This is a genomic window from Streptomyces sp. NPDC090032 (assembly GCF_044748025.1).
Classification (GTDB): domain Bacteria; phylum Actinomycetota; class Actinomycetes; order Streptomycetales; family Streptomycetaceae; genus Streptomyces.
Genome location: NZ_JBIVFF010000002.1, coordinates 137,826 through 151,767, shown reverse-complemented (window position 1 = coordinate 151,767; position 13,942 = coordinate 137,826). Strand labels below are relative to the sequence as shown.

15 protein-coding genes are annotated in these 13,942 nt (G+C 67.9%); 8 read left to right on the top strand and 7 right to left on the bottom strand.

The genetic code is table 11. From position 1 onward, the window contains the following. The first annotated feature begins 324 nt into the window (after window positions 1-324). The gene (locus ACIPWY_RS04375) at window positions 325-498 is read left to right on the top strand and encodes a hypothetical protein (protein WP_362905209.1); all 174 of its coding nucleotides are present in this window, start codon (window positions 325-327) and stop codon (window positions 496-498) included. Window positions 499-897: 399 nt separating this feature from the next. On the opposite strand, the gene ACIPWY_RS04370 is transcribed toward ACIPWY_RS04375, so the two are convergent. Beyond that, the gene (locus ACIPWY_RS04370) at window positions 898-1,305 is read right to left on the bottom strand and encodes an STAS domain-containing protein (RefSeq protein ID WP_362905211.1); all 408 of its coding nucleotides are present in this window, start codon (window positions 1,303-1,305) and stop codon (window positions 898-900) included. A 319-nt stretch (window positions 1,306-1,624) separates the two neighbouring features. Here ACIPWY_RS04370 and ACIPWY_RS04365 point away from each other — a divergent pair, with 319 nt between their 5' ends. Next, on the top strand, window positions 1,625-1,888 hold the full coding sequence (locus tag ACIPWY_RS04365) for a hypothetical protein (RefSeq protein WP_401532190.1): 264 nt from the start codon (window positions 1,625-1,627) through the stop codon (window positions 1,886-1,888). A gap of 77 nt (window positions 1,889-1,965) precedes the next feature. Here ACIPWY_RS04365 and ACIPWY_RS04360 read toward each other — a convergent pair whose 3' ends face one another. After that, the gene (locus ACIPWY_RS04360; RefSeq protein WP_401532189.1) at window positions 1,966-2,601 is read right to left on the bottom strand and encodes an NADPH-dependent F420 reductase; all 636 of its coding nucleotides are present in this window, start codon (window positions 2,599-2,601) and stop codon (window positions 1,966-1,968) included. A 33-nt stretch (window positions 2,602-2,634) separates the two neighbouring features. Then, window positions 2,635-3,369: an SDR family NAD(P)-dependent oxidoreductase gene (locus tag ACIPWY_RS04355; RefSeq protein ID WP_030354521.1), complete on the bottom strand. Its 735-nt coding sequence runs from the start codon at window positions 3,367-3,369 to the stop codon at window positions 2,635-2,637. 143 nt (window positions 3,370-3,512) lie between these two features. Here ACIPWY_RS04355 and ACIPWY_RS04350 point away from each other — a divergent pair, with 143 nt between their 5' ends. Both ACIPWY_RS04350 and ACIPWY_RS04345 read left to right on the top strand, forming a co-directional pair. Next, complete coding sequence (locus ACIPWY_RS04350) at window positions 3,513-4,124, top strand: helix-turn-helix domain-containing protein (protein ID WP_362905215.1); 612 nt, start codon at window positions 3,513-3,515, stop codon at window positions 4,122-4,124. A 183-nt stretch (window positions 4,125-4,307) separates the two neighbouring features. After that, window positions 4,308-4,580, top strand: coding sequence for a hypothetical protein (locus ACIPWY_RS04345; RefSeq protein WP_362905217.1), 273 nt, complete (start codon window positions 4,308-4,310; stop codon window positions 4,578-4,580). A gap of 432 nt (window positions 4,581-5,012) precedes the next feature. Here ACIPWY_RS04345 and ACIPWY_RS04340 read toward each other — a convergent pair whose 3' ends face one another. Beyond that, window positions 5,013-5,672 carry a TetR family transcriptional regulator gene (locus ACIPWY_RS04340; protein WP_362905219.1) on the bottom strand — a complete coding sequence of 220 codons (660 nt, stop codon included), beginning with the start codon at window positions 5,670-5,672 and terminating at the stop codon, window positions 5,013-5,015. Between the two features lie 68 nt (window positions 5,673-5,740). Between ACIPWY_RS04340 and ACIPWY_RS04335 the strand changes: the two genes are divergently transcribed. Continuing rightward, a complete protein-coding gene (locus ACIPWY_RS04335; protein WP_362905221.1) occupies window positions 5,741-6,640 on the top strand; it encodes an SDR family NAD(P)-dependent oxidoreductase in 900 nt (299 codons plus the stop codon). A gap of 234 nt (window positions 6,641-6,874) precedes the next feature. Here the strand turns inward: ACIPWY_RS04335 and ACIPWY_RS04330 are convergent, their stop codons facing one another. Together ACIPWY_RS04330 and ACIPWY_RS04325 are read right to left on the bottom strand one after the other, a co-directional pair. After that, window positions 6,875-7,054 (bottom strand): DUF6480 family protein, encoded by a 180-nt coding sequence (locus ACIPWY_RS04330; RefSeq protein WP_362905223.1) that lies wholly within the window; start codon window positions 7,052-7,054, stop codon window positions 6,875-6,877. 370 nt (window positions 7,055-7,424) lie between these two features. Continuing rightward, window positions 7,425-8,192 carry an SDR family NAD(P)-dependent oxidoreductase gene (locus ACIPWY_RS04325; protein ID WP_362905225.1) on the bottom strand — a complete coding sequence of 256 codons (768 nt, stop codon included), beginning with the start codon at window positions 8,190-8,192 and terminating at the stop codon, window positions 7,425-7,427. Window positions 8,193-8,864: 672 nt separating this feature from the next. Between ACIPWY_RS04325 and ACIPWY_RS04320 the strand changes: the two genes are divergently transcribed. The 3 genes from ACIPWY_RS04320 to ACIPWY_RS04310 all read left to right on the top strand — a co-directional run bounded on the left by ACIPWY_RS04320 (window position 8,865) and on the right by ACIPWY_RS04310 (window position 12,590). After that, window positions 8,865-9,833: a 3-hydroxyacyl-CoA dehydrogenase NAD-binding domain-containing protein gene (locus tag ACIPWY_RS04320; protein ID WP_362905227.1), complete on the top strand. Its 969-nt coding sequence runs from the start codon at window positions 8,865-8,867 to the stop codon at window positions 9,831-9,833. Window positions 9,834-9,885: 52 nt separating this feature from the next. Continuing rightward, on the top strand, window positions 9,886-10,788 hold the full coding sequence (locus ACIPWY_RS04315; protein WP_393703147.1) for a 3-hydroxyacyl-CoA dehydrogenase: 903 nt from the start codon (window positions 9,886-9,888) through the stop codon (window positions 10,786-10,788). Window positions 10,789-11,087: 299 nt separating this feature from the next. Continuing rightward, entirely contained in the window at window positions 11,088-12,590 is a 1,503-nt protein-coding gene (locus ACIPWY_RS04310) for a long-chain fatty acid--CoA ligase (RefSeq protein ID WP_362905229.1), read from the top strand. Window positions 12,591-12,625: 35 nt separating this feature from the next. On the opposite strand, the gene ACIPWY_RS04305 is transcribed toward ACIPWY_RS04310, so the two are convergent. Continuing rightward, complete coding sequence (locus ACIPWY_RS04305; protein ID WP_362905231.1) at window positions 12,626-13,891, bottom strand: helix-turn-helix domain-containing protein; 1,266 nt, start codon at window positions 13,889-13,891, stop codon at window positions 12,626-12,628. Window positions 13,892-13,942: the final 51 nt, after the last annotated feature.

Here is a 13,942-nt window from a genome sequence, read left to right as displayed (position 1 = left end):
TCGCTCCAGACGGCCACTCCGCTCCACCCGCTCCCCCAACCGCTCGAACCCAAGCGAAGCGCCAGCCTCCGCATACGCCGACACGACCGCCTCGGCGGCGTCCTCCACGAGTGCCGACACGCTGCGTGACCTGCATGGACCTACTTTCCGGCACCCACAGGGCGAGGCATCATCCATTCGGCCCGTAGCGATTGCCGTAGGACGGAGTTGGGGGTGGGCTATGAGTGCGCCTGACGATAGTCGCGGGCGCCAAGAGGGTAGGGCGCCCGCTGCCGAACGCGCGGGGCCGGCCCTCGTCGACACACACGAGATTTGGAGATCCCCATGCCTTACCGCAAGGGACAGCAAGTGGAGTACCGGGACCAGCAGGACGAGCTTCAGCGGGGCGAGATCCGCAGCGCCGAGGGCAGCGGGGCGCAGATGCGCTACGCCGTCCAGAACGAGGCGACCTTGCGCGAAGACAAGGTGAGCGAGAACCAGATCGAGCGGGAGCTGTAGTAACACCTCCGCCGACGCAGCCCGCCGTTGCACCGAACCAAAGTGCAGCGGCGGGCTCCTGGATTCCTGCGACAACGCCGGCAGCCGGCATTCCGGGCAGACATGGTCGAGGCCGAGGTGACAATGTCGCCGAATTCCGCGAGCAGGTCGCTCGCGCGTCTACCGACGTCCTTGCTTGAAGCAAAAGGACTGCGTGGCGGGCCTGGCGGCGGTAGTGGTCGGCCCAGCAGTCCAGCACGATCTTGCGGACCAGACCCAGTGGGTCCGCCCCGCCCCCTCGGAGGGCCCGGCACGATGACGGGGGCCCATGCCCAGCGACCTCCCGGTGCCGGATCTCCCTGGCGGCGGGCTACCGAGACCCCCAAGTTGCCGCACACCCGACACACAGTGCCGCCCTCCTCAGCCGGAGGATGGATGCGGCCAGTGCGCGAGGCTGCCAGGCAAGGGAGCAGACGCCGTCGCTTCCGCCGCCGAGGGGAGGATTTCGTAGCTCTCGCGCATGCCGCTCAGGTCGAAGATCTTCAGTACCCGGCTGGAGGCGGACGCGATACGCAGCGCGCCTTCTTGTTCACGGAGGCGTTTGGTGATCGCCACGATCATGCCGAGCCCCATCGAATCCATGAAGGTGACAAAGCCCAGATCCAGGACGAAACGGCGGTGTCCCTCATTGAGGAGTTTGATCACTCCTTCGCGGATCACGGGGGCGGTGTGGGCGTCGACCTCACCGTCGACCTCGATGACGGTCCAGCCGTTGACCACGTCGTAACTCACCATCAGGTTCTCGTGCCGGATGATGTTCGTTCGCATTGCCCCATCCCTCCTCACGTCTCCAGGCGGCGTGGGATGCCCAGAAGCGTGCGGTGGAGAGCCGGCCCGTGCCCGGTCAAGGCCTGCGGCAAGGGCCAGTTCGCGTGAACGGCAGTGACCGCCACCGCTGGTCTCACGTACTGGTCACCGGCTCCTGGTCAGCCACTCGGCGAGAGCAGCTCCCGGCTGTGATCCACATCCTCAGCGGCGCCCAAGACGATCTGTTCGGCCATAACGGTGCCCTTCCCGACTGGTCGGCCGCCCCGGCCTTTCGGGTGACCAGCTCCGCCCCCGCTGCAAAGCGTCTGGTCCCGACCCTGTGCCGTTCGAACACTTCATCCTGCGCCTGGCCCGGGAGAACAGCAACTGGGGCCACCTCCGGATACAGGGCGAACTCGCCCACCTCAACTACTCCCCGATCGCCCCGCCCACGGCCTGGGAGATCCTCCACGCAGCCGCCACCGAGCACACCACCCGCCGCGTCCGCATCCTGGGCACCACCGCGCACCCGACCGCGGCCTGGGGCACCCAGGCGATCAAGAACATGGTCCCCACAAGGCCGACTGGGAGCCGGAAGACCTGATCGCCGCTTGGAGGCTGCCGGCAGTTTGATGACGCTTTCGCCGCGGTGACTGCATTGGTGAGTTCTTCGGTGATCCGTCAGCCGTGTGCTCGGACGGGAAGCTCGGTGATGCTGAGGGCGAAGTCCAAGTTCCCCACCCCGTGGTTGGCGAGGCCCACCGTGACCACGCCCGCTCCTTCCAGCCAGTGCGCCATTTTCAGGCCGCCGACGTCCAGCGGGCGCAGCCCGAGGCTCTCGACGAACGCCTCCACACTTGCCTTGGCCTGCGCATCATCGCCAGCGATGAAAACGTCGGGACGACCCTTCTCCAGGACGTGACGGAAGGCGGTGTTGAACGCCTTCACCACGCTGGCGCCGGCCGGGGCCGCCTTGGCGACTTCCTGCGCGATCGAGGTCTCCTCGTGGTGGGCCAGCCCGTCGAACGTGGAATTGAAGGGATTGCTGATGTCGACGATGACCTTGCCCGCGAGAGCGTCTCCGTACTGGGCGACGACCGGCACGACACCGTCGTACAACAGGGCCACGATGACGATGTCCCCGGCCGGGGCGGTGCCCCATTCTCCCGTCGTGGCGCCGCCGCCGAGAGCCTTGGCCAGGTCGGCGGCCTTGGACTGATCGCGGCCCATGACCTCGACGGTGTTGCCGCCCGCTATCGCCCGCACGCCGATGGTGCGGGCCATGTTCCCGGTGCCGATGATGCTGATGTTGCTCATGAGTTGTCCTGCCCTGGTTGTGTGCTGTTCGGTTCAGATGGCGGTGGTGCCGCCGTCGGCGACGAGTTCCATGCCGTTGACGTAGCTGGAGTCGTCGGAGGCGAGGAAGAGGGCGGCGGTGGCGATTTCGTCGGGGCGGCCCATCTGGCCGCGGGGGATGAGGGACTCGAACTGGCGCTTGGTGGCCTCGTCGAAGAGTTCTTCCTGCTTGGCGGTGGCGACCTGACCGGGGGTCAGGACGTTGACGCGGATGCGGCGGTCCTTGAGCTCGTTGAGCCAGACGCGGGCCCAGGCCTGCTGGACGGCCTTGCTGCCGGCGTAGACGCTCCAGCCGGGGAAGGCGCCGAGGGAGGCGTTGGATCCGGTCATGAGGATGGAGCCGCCGTCGTTGAAGAGCGGGAGGGCCTTCTGAACGGTGAACAGGGTGCCGCGGGCGTTGAGGTAGAACGCGGCGTCGAAGTGGGCCTCGGTGATCTCGCCGAGCGGGGCGGGCTCGCCCCCTCCGGCGCTGGCCCACAGCACGTCGAGGCTTCCCTTCTCCCGCTTGACGGTGTCGTACAGGCGGTCCAGGTCGTCCAGGTCGGCGGCGTCGCCCTGGACGCCGGTGACGTTGCGGCCGATCTGCTTCACGGCCTCGTCCAGGGCGTCCTGGCGGCGGCCGGTGATGAAGACGTGCGCTCCCTCGTCGACGAACAGCTTCGCGCCGGCCAGCGCCATGCCGGTGGTGCCGCCGGTGATGACCGCTACCTTGCCGTCGAGCTTTCCCATAGTCGCTCCCTTGGGTCGGTGGTGCCGCGTGCACCTGGGGGGACGGAGTTATGTACACCGCCCTGTGTACTTACGGTACGGGGCGGGCGACCGGGGCGCAAACTATGTACACCGGTCGTTACCCAGCGGGGTACCATGGGCCTATGAAGGAGTTGGAGAAGGGCCCCAAGGGCCGCCGCCGCGGGCGGGGCGCCCGCGAGCGCATCCTCGGCGCGTCCCAGCAGCTGTTCCGCGAGCAGGGCATCAACCGCACCGGCATGGACCAGCTTTGCGCGACGGCAGAGGTGTCCAAGCGCACGGCCTACCAGCACTTCGCCGGCAAGGACGAACTCGTCGCCGAGTACCTGCGCCAGTTCGACCCCTCCGTTCTGTCCGGCGTGTTCGACCGCACCGACCTCACGCCCCGCGAACGGCTCCTCGCCGTCTTCGACATCCCCCCCACCACTCCCCTGTGCCCCTACATCGGCGCCGCCGTCGAACTCCACGACCCCCAGCACCCCGCATCCCAGTACGCACGCGACTACAAGAAGGCCGTCGCCGCACGGCTCGCCGACACCGCCCGCGAAGCCGGCGCCGCCGACCCTGAACAGCTCGGCGAGCAGCTCGCGTTGCTCATCGACGGCGCCGCGGCCCGCACCCGGGTCCTCAACGCCGACGCCTTCCCCACCGCCGCCGCCATCGCCGCCGTCCTCATCGACAACGCCGTCCCCGCCACAGCCGGCGATGACCGGCGACGGGAGGAAGCGTCCAGCTGACTTGGCACTCCGCGGCCGGGCTGGACGCGCTGCCGGTCGCGCGGCTGCACCCGCTGCTACGCGACACCAGCCGCCCGGCATCTGACCCGGACCTGCTGGCTTCTACGAAACCGGCCGCGCGATGCCGTCGGCGCGGAGCTACTCGGCGAGTTGCGCGAGTTCGATGCTGGCGCGCTGGAGTCCTTGACTGGCGAACTGCAATCAGGTGACCCGTCCGGCGTCGTCTTCACCGTCCTGGCCACGATCTCCGGAACGGAACGCGAGTACATCCGCGACAAGACCCTGGAAGGCCACGAGGCCGCCCGCGCCCGCGGGAAGTCGACCGGCGGGGCCGCCGTCACGGACGACACCATGCTCGCCCTCGCGCTCCACCTCCGCGACCAGGAACTGAGCCTGCGGGAGATCGGCGAGCGGCTCGTCATCTCCACCGGGAAGAAGAAGGGCGGACGCTTCTGAAGCCTCGGCCACAGGAGGATGGTGGTTCTCGGCCGGAGACGAACGGGTGTCTATGGCCTACGAGTTCATGATCGGGCCGGACGGAGCGAGCCAGTGCCCGAGATCCAAGGGATCGCGGACAACTGGTGGCGCGGTACGGACTCCCCCATCGCCGTCTACCGAGGTGAAGCCGAATGCCTCGCAGCACCGCAATGCCTCACAGCACACATCTACCAAGGTCTCGACGACTGGGGCCTTCGCGACGGCTGACCTCTTCCGGCGGGGAACGATCACTCGCCCCGCGGGAAGAGATCTTCGAAGCGTTGGGACGTGCCTGATCAGACGCACCCGTGCACCCGGACGCTCTTCGCTGTTACGTGGAGCACAACATTCACGATCCGTGCTGGGCCAACGCAGGGACCGCGGTATGCGCACGGCGTGATGTCAAGAGCCTCAACGGGCCGGGACCCCGACTCCCGTCAGGAACGCGGCGAGGATACGGCGCAGTCGGGGCTCCACCTCGACGATCGCGTGCCCGAGCCTTGGGTCATCGGCGTAGAGCTCTTGCAGGCGCGGGCCCGGGCTGGCCATCTGCCACAGCGCTCCGGCCATGCCCGTGGCGGTGGAAATCATGTCGAGGACCTGCTCCTCCGTGAGCCTCAGCAGGCGGCTCAACTCGCCGCCGATCAGGTCGACTTCCTGCAGCGTGACGAGCTTGAACGCGCGCACCGCCTCCAACGACACGTTGCGCTCCAGGTTGAGCGGCGCCTGCGCGAGCAGATCGCAGAACATGGGGCGCGCCGCCAGCGTTGCGGCGAAGACCTCGGCGACTTCCGTTGGCGTCGCTTCGCTCCGCGCCGCCAAGTCGGCACGGAGCGATGCGGACCATTCCCGCCAGCCCTCCGCGGTGAGCTCGAGAAAGATCTGCTCCCGCGTCTCGAAGTAACGCAGCAACGCCGACTTGTGCATGCCCACTTCGGTGGCGAGGTCAGTGAGGGTGACATCCCGGATGCCGCGCCCCCGGCCGAGCGCCCGGGCCGCGTCCAGGATCGCCCCTTCGCGCGCTTGCTTGGCCTCGGCGCTGCGCGCCCGCTGGAAGGCTGGCTGACTCATGGGGCCATCATAGGAACATTTAACGGAACGACGTTGCGTTATTTAGAGAACGGTGTTGTACTAAATACATGAGTGAAAACGCACGCACTACGCCGCAGGTCTGGTTCATCACCGGTTCGTCCCGCGGATTCGGCCGCGCTCTGGTCACCGCCGTCCTCGACGCGGGTGATCTCGTCGTGGCCACCGCACGTCACCCCGAGGCCCTCGCGAAGGAGCTGGCGGAGTACGACGACCGCGCCCTCGCCCTGCCGCTGGACGTCACCGACCCCGACGCGGCCCGCGCAGCAATCGACGCCGCGCTCGCCCGCTTCGGCCACATCGACGTGCTGGTGAACAACGCGGGGTACGCGAACGTGTCACCGGTCGAGACATCGGACGACGACGACTTCCGCGCCCAGTTCGAGACCAACTTCTGGGGCGTCTACAACGTGACCAAGGCGGCGCTGCCCACCCTGCGCCGGCAGGGGTCGGGCACCGTGGTGCAGTTCTCCTCGGTCGGCGGGCGCGTCGGCGGGTCCCCGGGCATCGCCTCGTATCAGGCGGCCAAGTTCGCGGTCGACGGCTTCAGCCGGGTACTGGCCGCGGAGGCCGCTCCGTTCGGGGTGCAGGTGATGGTCGTCGAGCCGAGTGGCTTCGCCACCGACTGGGCCGGCTCGTCCATGACCGTCCACCCCGTCCCGGACGCCTACGACGAGACCGTGGGCGCGATGAACCGGCGGGTGCGCCAGGGCACGTCCGGCGGCGCCGGCGACCCGGAACGGGCCGCCGCGATCATCGTGCGTACGGTGCGGCGCGGTCGAGTTCCGGGCCATCTGCTGCTCGGGGTGAACGCGGTGACCATGGCACTCGACTACTCCCGCCTGCAACTGGCCGAAGCGGGCGCCTGGGAACAGGTGAGCCGCTCCGCCGACTTCGTCGAGCCATACCCCGTGGACCTGCCGCCGCAGGCCGAGCGTGCCATCTCCTGAGCTGGGACCGCCCCCAGGCTCCTGCGCATAACGCCCCCTTGTGCTCCACAGGGGTGTCACGGTGGGGCGTGGACGGCGGGGTCGTCTGAGGCACCAACGATGGGACGTTTCTCGTGTCCGGCAGACGGTGAACACGGGCCGGTCTTGGTGGCACTCGTGCTGCTTACGCCTCGGGCGACGGCCGTAAACGGGCAGGCTTGACGGCCGGCTGCCGGAGCAGTCTGACGAGCGTGGTCACATACCCCAGATACGTGCCAGGAAGTAGCCGGCCACCAGCAGTGATCCGAACGCGATGAGGGACACCCAGAAATAAGGGTGTTCCCAGATGCCACCATCGGCCCGTTCTTGATGTGCTTCAGCGATCGACCCTTCCGCCGGCGGCGTTTCTGTCGGCGGGACGAGTGGGTGATTCATGCTTTAACGGTCTCTCGCACTGAGCCGGTTCGCACGTCGAACGGGTTCGGGCTCGAAGTAGAGCTGATCGAAGTCCCAGAGGAGGACCCGTCACACCTCACTCACGGCTCTCAGCAGTCGTGCGGCTGCCGAGGGGCGCAGGGGCAGCCGTGGCAGATACGAGCAGCGTCCCTCGTGCGCATTGCGTCGTCCTGGTGAGTGCCTACGCCGCCGCGTAGTGGTGCGTGCGCCCGTCCTGCCACTTCACCCACGACGGACTGTCGAGCAGCTCCTCCACATCCGGCAGGCCCGCGCGGCCGGCTCGAAGCCGGCCCGGGAGCGGCGCAAGCCGGTGCGCTCGACCGTGCGGCCCGGCGACACCGTGCGCACTTCAGGGCAACCGCACTCCGGTGAGGCGGTTCAGCTCGTCGAGCAGGGCGTCCTGGAAACTGGGGTCGGAGGCGGCCGGAATGGGCTCTCTGCGATGCCGGTGGTACCAGTAGCCACCGCTGACGGTCGCTTCCGGCTCGTCGCTGGCCGCCAGCCACACCTGCGTCGTGTGCCCGAGGACGAGGTCGTCCGACGCGCTCGGCCCGCCCATGCGGGTGGGCACCCAGCCCGGATCGACGATGTTGCCGATCACGTCCGGCCACCGCCGGGCCACCGCGTAGGCCAGCGTGGCGACGAGGAGTTTGCTGTCGCAGTACGCCTGGACGCCGCTCCATCGCCGTGATGTCCAGTCGAGGTCGTCCAGGGAGGCGCTGCCGTCCTCCAGCATCCCGCTGCTGATGTAGACCAGCCGGGCCGGACGCTGGATCTCGGCGGTCAGAACATAGGGCGCGAGCACGTTCACGGTCAGCGTCCGCGGGTGACCTTCGGCGGTGGCGACGCGCTCGGGGTCGATATAGATGCCCGCGTTGTGGATGACTGTGTCCATTCGGCCGAGCGCGTTGACCTGCTCGGCCAGGGCATGCGTCTGCCTGGCGCTGGAGAGATCGCCGACGACGACCCCGAACGCGCGGTCCGCGAGGGCGCCCAGGTCCGCCGCCCGCGACGGGTTGCGCGCGTGCACGACGACCTCGTGCCCGTCGTCGAGGAGATCCAGGGCGGCCGCCTTACCCAGCCCTTCCGTCGATCCGGTGATGAAGATGCGTGCCATACGTGATCGCTGCTCCCGTGTGAAGTAATCGCGGCGGCGAACGGTAGCTGCCACACGAACCGAAGGCCGACCATGGATGTGCGTCCAGCATCCGCTCCGGACACGGTACGGGCGACTCGGGCGATGGCCTGATGGCTACGAACTGGGGGCCACCAGGACATAGAGGTGGCTCCAGCACCAGCCGACCCTCGCCGGCCGTCCGGGGCAGCGCGACCTGACGTCGCAACGTGACGGGGAAAGCGGCCCCGGTGGTCCCCGAGATGCCCGGGGTGGGCAAGCGCCGCACCCTGGAACGTAGCCACACGAGTCAGGACGGACAGCCGATCGCGGAGTCCTCGTACGGGCACGCGCCCGGCAGCACGGGGAAGAGGCCGAAGGGCGTCCCCGGCCGTAGTACCGACCGCGAGGGAAGGGGGCACCACAGTGTCTGTGAACTCCGGCTCTCTCAGACCTCCCCCAACGACCGTCGCCGGTGCCGACGTCGTCCGGGAGCTGACAAGCGGTGATCGCCCACCCCGGACCGCGCCACGCAAAGCGCGAGCAGCGCGCGAACCGACGACGCGGCCGCAGGCAGGCAGACCGAGCCGTCCTGGCCTCTGACCACCTGGCCGTGATGCCCTCTCGCCCAACACCGAACGCCGAACGCCCAACCTCCAGGAGCATCGACACGCCATGAACGCCTACAAACCCGTCCATCGCGTTGCGATCGTCGGCACCGGCACCATCGGTGCGAGCTGGGCAACGCACTATCTCGCTCGGGGCTTTGACGTCACAGCGACCGACCCTGCCCCCGCCGCCGAGGAGGCCCTCAGGTCGTACGTGGCCGCAGCGTGGGACGCAGCAGCCACGCTCGGGGCCGAACCCGGAGCCTCACCCGATCGCCTGACGTTCATCGCCGACATGCGACAGGCCGTTGCGGACGCAGATTTCGTACAGGAGAACGCGCCGGAGCGCCCGGAACTGAAGGTCAAGCTGTTCACCGACATCGACGACGCCACGCCGCCGGACTCGATCATCGCGTCGAGCTCGTCGGGCATCACGATGAGTGTCATCCAAGCCGAGTGCCGGCATCCGGAGCGCACCCTCATCGGACATCCCTTCAACCCCCCGCACATCATGCCTCTGGTCGAAGTCGTCGGCGGAACGAAGACCGCCCCGGAGACGATCCGGGACGCCATGTCCTTCTACGCCGCGATCGGCAAGAAGCCGATCCATCTCAAGAAGGAACTCCCCGGGCACGTCGCCAACCGCATCCAGGCCGCGCTGTACCGCGAGGTCGTCCACATGATCGAGCAGGGAGTACTCGACGTCGCGGACTCCGACGACGCGGTGTCCTGGGGGCCGGGACTCAGATGGGGTGTCATGGGACCCAATCTGCTGTGGCATCTCGGCGGAGGCGAGGGCGGCATCCGGCATTTCATGGACACGCTCATGCCGCGGATGACAGGGATGTGGCAGGAACTGGGCACCCCGGAGCTCACGCCCGAGCTGAAAGAGAAGATTGTCAACGGCGTCCTGGAAGAGGCGGACGGCCACTCGGTCGACGAACTGGCCTCCCAGCGTGACGCGATGCTGCTCAGCCTGCTGGCCGTGCGCGCCGCATCCGGCCCGCACGGCGACGCAGCCGGCCGGTCGGCGTGAGTCCGGCACCCGTTGCCCCGGAGCAGTGGGATCCCGCCCGAAAGGAGAGACGGTGACACAGCGGCAGGAAAGACTGTTCGTGCTCGAACTCAGCGGTGACGGCCGCGTGTTCTCCGTGAACCCCGACGGCACCGACAAGAAGGTCATCGTCACCGGGTGCAGGTACCCCGACGGTGTGGCCGTCGACGACGAAGCGGGGCACCTCTACTGGACGAACATGGGGTCTCCGCCGGTGAACGACGGCTCGATCGAGCGCGTCGGCCTGGACGGAAGCAACCGGACGACGATCGTTCCCAACGGCGGCACGCACACGCCGAAACAGCTGCATTTCGAGGCCGCCGGCCGAAAGCTTTACTGGGGCGATCGCGAAGGAATGCGCGTCATGCGCTGCGACCTCGACGGCTCGAACGTCGAGACACTCGTGCAAACAGGGCAGGGGGACAACGACCGCCGCGACCCGACCAGATGGTGCGTCGGAGTCGCCGTCGACCCCGGCGGCGGGCACCTGTACTGGACACAGAAGGGCCCGAGCGATGCAGGGCTGGGGAAGATCCTGCGGGCCGGAATCGACCTGCCCGCAGGCGAATCCGCAGCCGACCGGAGCGACATCGAGGTGCTGCTCCGGGAGCTGCCGGAGCCGATCGACCTGCAACTCGACCTCGCGGAGCGCATGTTGTACTGGACCGACCGCGGGGACCCGCCGCGAGGCAACTCCGTGAATCGCACGCCGATGGATCCGCCGAACGGGCAGCGGGAGGCCGAGATCCTGTGGACCCACCTGATGGAGGGCATCGGCATCGCTCTCGATCTGGACGGCGGCCGCATGTTCGTGACCGACATGGCCGGGACCGTCTACGCGGCGGATCTCGACGGATCGAACCGGAGAGAGATCCTCATTGCGCAGGGCAACCTCACCGGGATCGCCCATGCCCTGATTCCGACCAAGGAGCCGTAGGCACGATTGCTGCCGCAAGGCGATCCACCGTTACCACGGGCTGAATCGGCCCTCGGGGCGCCCTCGGCGGCAAACCGCACGCCGTGCCGGTGACCTGCGAACATTCACCTGAGATGCGGCAGCCTGGTGGTGCGGCAGAATGGGCAAAGGAGTGTGCGTGCTTGCAGGTGATGCACCCCATCGGCTTGGCCGGCGATCACTTGAGGGTTCTGTCGGCCACGCGGCGGCGCGGGCGATGTCGCCGCTCCTGCTGAGGCCGGCGGCCGACGAAGGCAAGCACGCTGAAGGGTGGCTCTGCCATGAACCTCGCGTCGCAGGTCGTACGAAGCGCCAGTGCCTACCCGGACCGCGCCGCGCTGCGTCTGGGAGATGACATCCTCTCGTATCGGGCGCTTGACCAGGTCAGCGCCCGCATGGCGGGACTGCTCCGTGACCGAGGCGTCAAGCCTGGCGACCAAGTTGCCATCATGCTGCCCAACAGTCCGGAATTCGCCATCGCCTACTTCGGCGTGCTCCGGGCGGGCGGCATCGTCGTTCCGATGAACCCCCTGCTCAAGGCCCGGGAGGTCGCCTTTTACCTCGGCGACTCAGGTGCCCGGCTGCTGTTCGCCCGGCCCGCCTTTGCCGACGAGGTACGGACCGGCGCACAGCAGGTCGGGGCCTATGCGGTGGTCGTCGGTCCCGGCGGATTCGACACGCTGCTCGCGTCCGCTCCACTCGTCGAGGACGTGATCGAGCGGCACGAGGACGACACTGCGGTCATCCTCTACACATCGGGGACGACCGGTCAGCCGAAGGGTGCCGAGCTGACCCATGCCAACCTCACCCGCAACTGCGAGGTCGTGGCGACTGAGTTGCTTCACCTCACCTCGGACGACGTGATCTTCGGTGGGCTCCCCCTGTTCCACGCGTTCGGGCAGAGCTGCACGCTCAACGCCGCCGTCACCGCCGGTGCATGTCTGACTCTGCTGCCGCGCTTCGACGCCGAGCAGGCGCTGCGGATGCTGGACGAGCACGGGGTGACGGTCTTCGCCGGGGTACCGACGATCTTCAGCAGACTGGTGCAGCCGCTGGACCGGGACTCCTACGACGTCTCCGCGCTTCGGCTGGCCGTCTCCGGTGGCGCGGCCATTCCGGTCCAGGTGCTGCGCGACTTCGAGGCCGCGTTCGGCTGTGTCGTGCTCGAGGGCTACGGGCTGTCGGAGACCTCACCGGTCGCCTCGTTCAGCCGCCTGGACGCCCCACGCAAGCCCGGCTCGATCGGCACCCCGATCCACGGCGTCCAGATGCGGGTGGCCGACAACGGCGGCAACGAGGTGTCACAGGGCGAAACCGGCGAGATCCTGATCCGCGGACACAATGTGATGAAGGGCTACTGGCAGCGTCCCGAGGCCACGGCCGCGGCGATCCGTAACGGCTGGTTCCACGCCGGCGACCTCGGCCGGGTCGACCAGGACGGATACTTCTGGATCGTCGGCCGGAAGACGGACCTGATCATTCGTGGCGGGTACAACGTGTACCCGCGCGAGGTCGAAGACGTGCTGTACGAGCATCCTGCGGTGGCCGAAGCCGCAGTCATCGGCCTGCCGGATCCTGATCTCGGCGAGGAGATCGGCGCCGCCGTCGTTCTCAAACCAGGCGCCGCTGCCACAGCCCAGGAACTGCGTGATTACGTCAAGCGCCAGGTCGCCGCGTACAAGTATCCGCGGAAGGTATGGATCGTGGACGCGCTGCCGAAAGGTTCCACCGGCAAGATCCTCAAGCGGGAGATCGTCCCGCCGGCCGAACCGGGCGATCGATGAGCCGACTCCCCGGGGGGAGGCCGTGAGCATCGTGCTCAGGAGGGGTTCGTCCGCAGGAACGATGAGCCGAGGTACTGAACGGCGAGCAGCGCCAACTCCAGGTCGCGGCGCCGTTCCTGCAGTGGCCGCCCCAGGGCTTCCTCGGCTTTACGAATGCGGTACTGCACGGTGTTCTTGTGCAGAATCTGCTGGCTGGCGGTGGCGGTATAGCTGGAGCCGGTGGCGAGGAAGATCTGCAAGGTCTCCCGGAGTCGTGCGCAGTGCTCGTCGTCGAAGGCCAGGGCACCCAGCACGCTCCACACCCAGGCGCGTGTGTCCTCGATGTCCGTGCACATCAATGCGATCGGGGCGACCTGGGCGTAGGCGGTGACCCGTGTTCCGGGACTCGCAGCCATGGCCAGTGCCTGTGCGCGCAGGGCTTGGCGATGTGTGCGGCGGAAGCCTTCGATGCCGGGTTCCATGTCCCCCACGGCGGCCCTCGCGGTGGGGTCGCCGTCCTCGACCGCGCTCGCCAGCACGTCCCAGGCAAGGTCGCGGGGCGAGTCGAAGGGCAGCCAGGCCCATGCCAGGGTTTCGTCGCGGGCGGCGAACAGCGGGTTGGTACAGCAGTTGAGTTCCTCGGCGATCCGGCTTGTCAGCCGGTCGAGCCGGGCGAGGCCTTCACCGCCGAAGGGCCGCTGGGGCAGCCAGAGGAGCATCCCTACGTGATGATGTCGACGTATGCGATAGCCGAGGGCTGATTCCGCCGAGTCGGCGTCCACATGCTTTTCGGCGAGGATCTCTCGCACACGTACCGCGCGTACGGCCGTCTGGCCCAGCAGCCAACGGTCCCGTTCCAACTGGTAGACCTCGACGACTCGTTCGCTGACGCGGTCGATGTATCCGAAGCTCAATTCCAGCATGAGCTGCGCGGTAGCCGTGCAGACATCCTCATCGGGCCCTTGACGGCGGAGCTCGTCCAGGCACCACTGCAGGAATCGGCAGTGTCCGAGCCGGTAGGACCTGATGAGCGAGCTGATGGGAACATTGCGCTGAGCCAGCCGACGCGCATAGTCCAAAGCAGCCGCGGGCCCCTCAACATGGTCCAGCGGCATGACGTTCTCGAAACCGTGCAGCAATGTGGCGATATTCTCCTCGACACTCGCTTTAAGAGTGTTGAGAATTATCCCGTCGCCTCTCAGTTGCGGGATTTCGGCAATCACGAGCTCCCACACGTCGCGGCTGACCTCCGGCGTGTGTGCGGCGACGTTCGACGCCACGGCAGACAAGCACTTTTCTGCTTCATCGCTGCCCACGGCCATATCGTCACGCTATCGCGACGGTCCCGACCGTGCCATCCAGCGCAACCGGCC

Excerpts from the sequence above, each read along its gene's own strand:
- ACIPWY_RS04375 (WP_362905209.1), top strand. The coding sequence starts at position 325 with ATGCCTTACCGCAAGGGACAGCAAGTGGAGTACCGGGACCAGCAGGAC.
- ACIPWY_RS04370 (WP_362905211.1), bottom strand. The coding sequence starts at position 1,305 with ATGCGAACGAACATCATCCGGCACGAGAACCTGATGGTGAGTTACGAC.
- ACIPWY_RS04360 (WP_401532189.1), bottom strand. The coding sequence starts at position 2,601 with ATGAGCAACATCAGCATCATCGGCACCGGGAACATGGCCCGCACCATC.
- ACIPWY_RS04355 (WP_030354521.1), bottom strand. The coding sequence starts at position 3,369 with ATGGGAAAGCTCGACGGCAAGGTAGCGGTCATCACCGGCGGCACCACC.
- ACIPWY_RS04350 (WP_362905215.1), top strand. The coding sequence starts at position 3,513 with ATGAAGGAGTTGGAGAAGGGCCCCAAGGGCCGCCGCCGCGGGCGGGGC.
- ACIPWY_RS04340 (WP_362905219.1), bottom strand. The coding sequence starts at position 5,672 with ATGAGTCAGCCAGCCTTCCAGCGGGCGCGCAGCGCCGAGGCCAAGCAA.
- ACIPWY_RS04335 (WP_362905221.1), top strand. The coding sequence starts at position 5,741 with ATGAGTGAAAACGCACGCACTACGCCGCAGGTCTGGTTCATCACCGGT.
- ACIPWY_RS04330 (WP_362905223.1), bottom strand. The coding sequence starts at position 7,054 with ATGAATCACCCACTCGTCCCGCCGACAGAAACGCCGCCGGCGGAAGGG.
- ACIPWY_RS04325 (WP_362905225.1), bottom strand. The coding sequence starts at position 8,192 with ATGGCACGCATCTTCATCACCGGATCGACGGAAGGGCTGGGTAAGGCG.
- ACIPWY_RS04320 (WP_362905227.1), top strand. The coding sequence starts at position 8,865 with ATGAACGCCTACAAACCCGTCCATCGCGTTGCGATCGTCGGCACCGGC.
- ACIPWY_RS04310 (WP_362905229.1), top strand. The coding sequence starts at position 11,088 with ATGAACCTCGCGTCGCAGGTCGTACGAAGCGCCAGTGCCTACCCGGAC.
- ACIPWY_RS04305 (WP_362905231.1), bottom strand. The coding sequence starts at position 13,891 with ATGGCCGTGGGCAGCGATGAAGCAGAAAAGTGCTTGTCTGCCGTGGCG.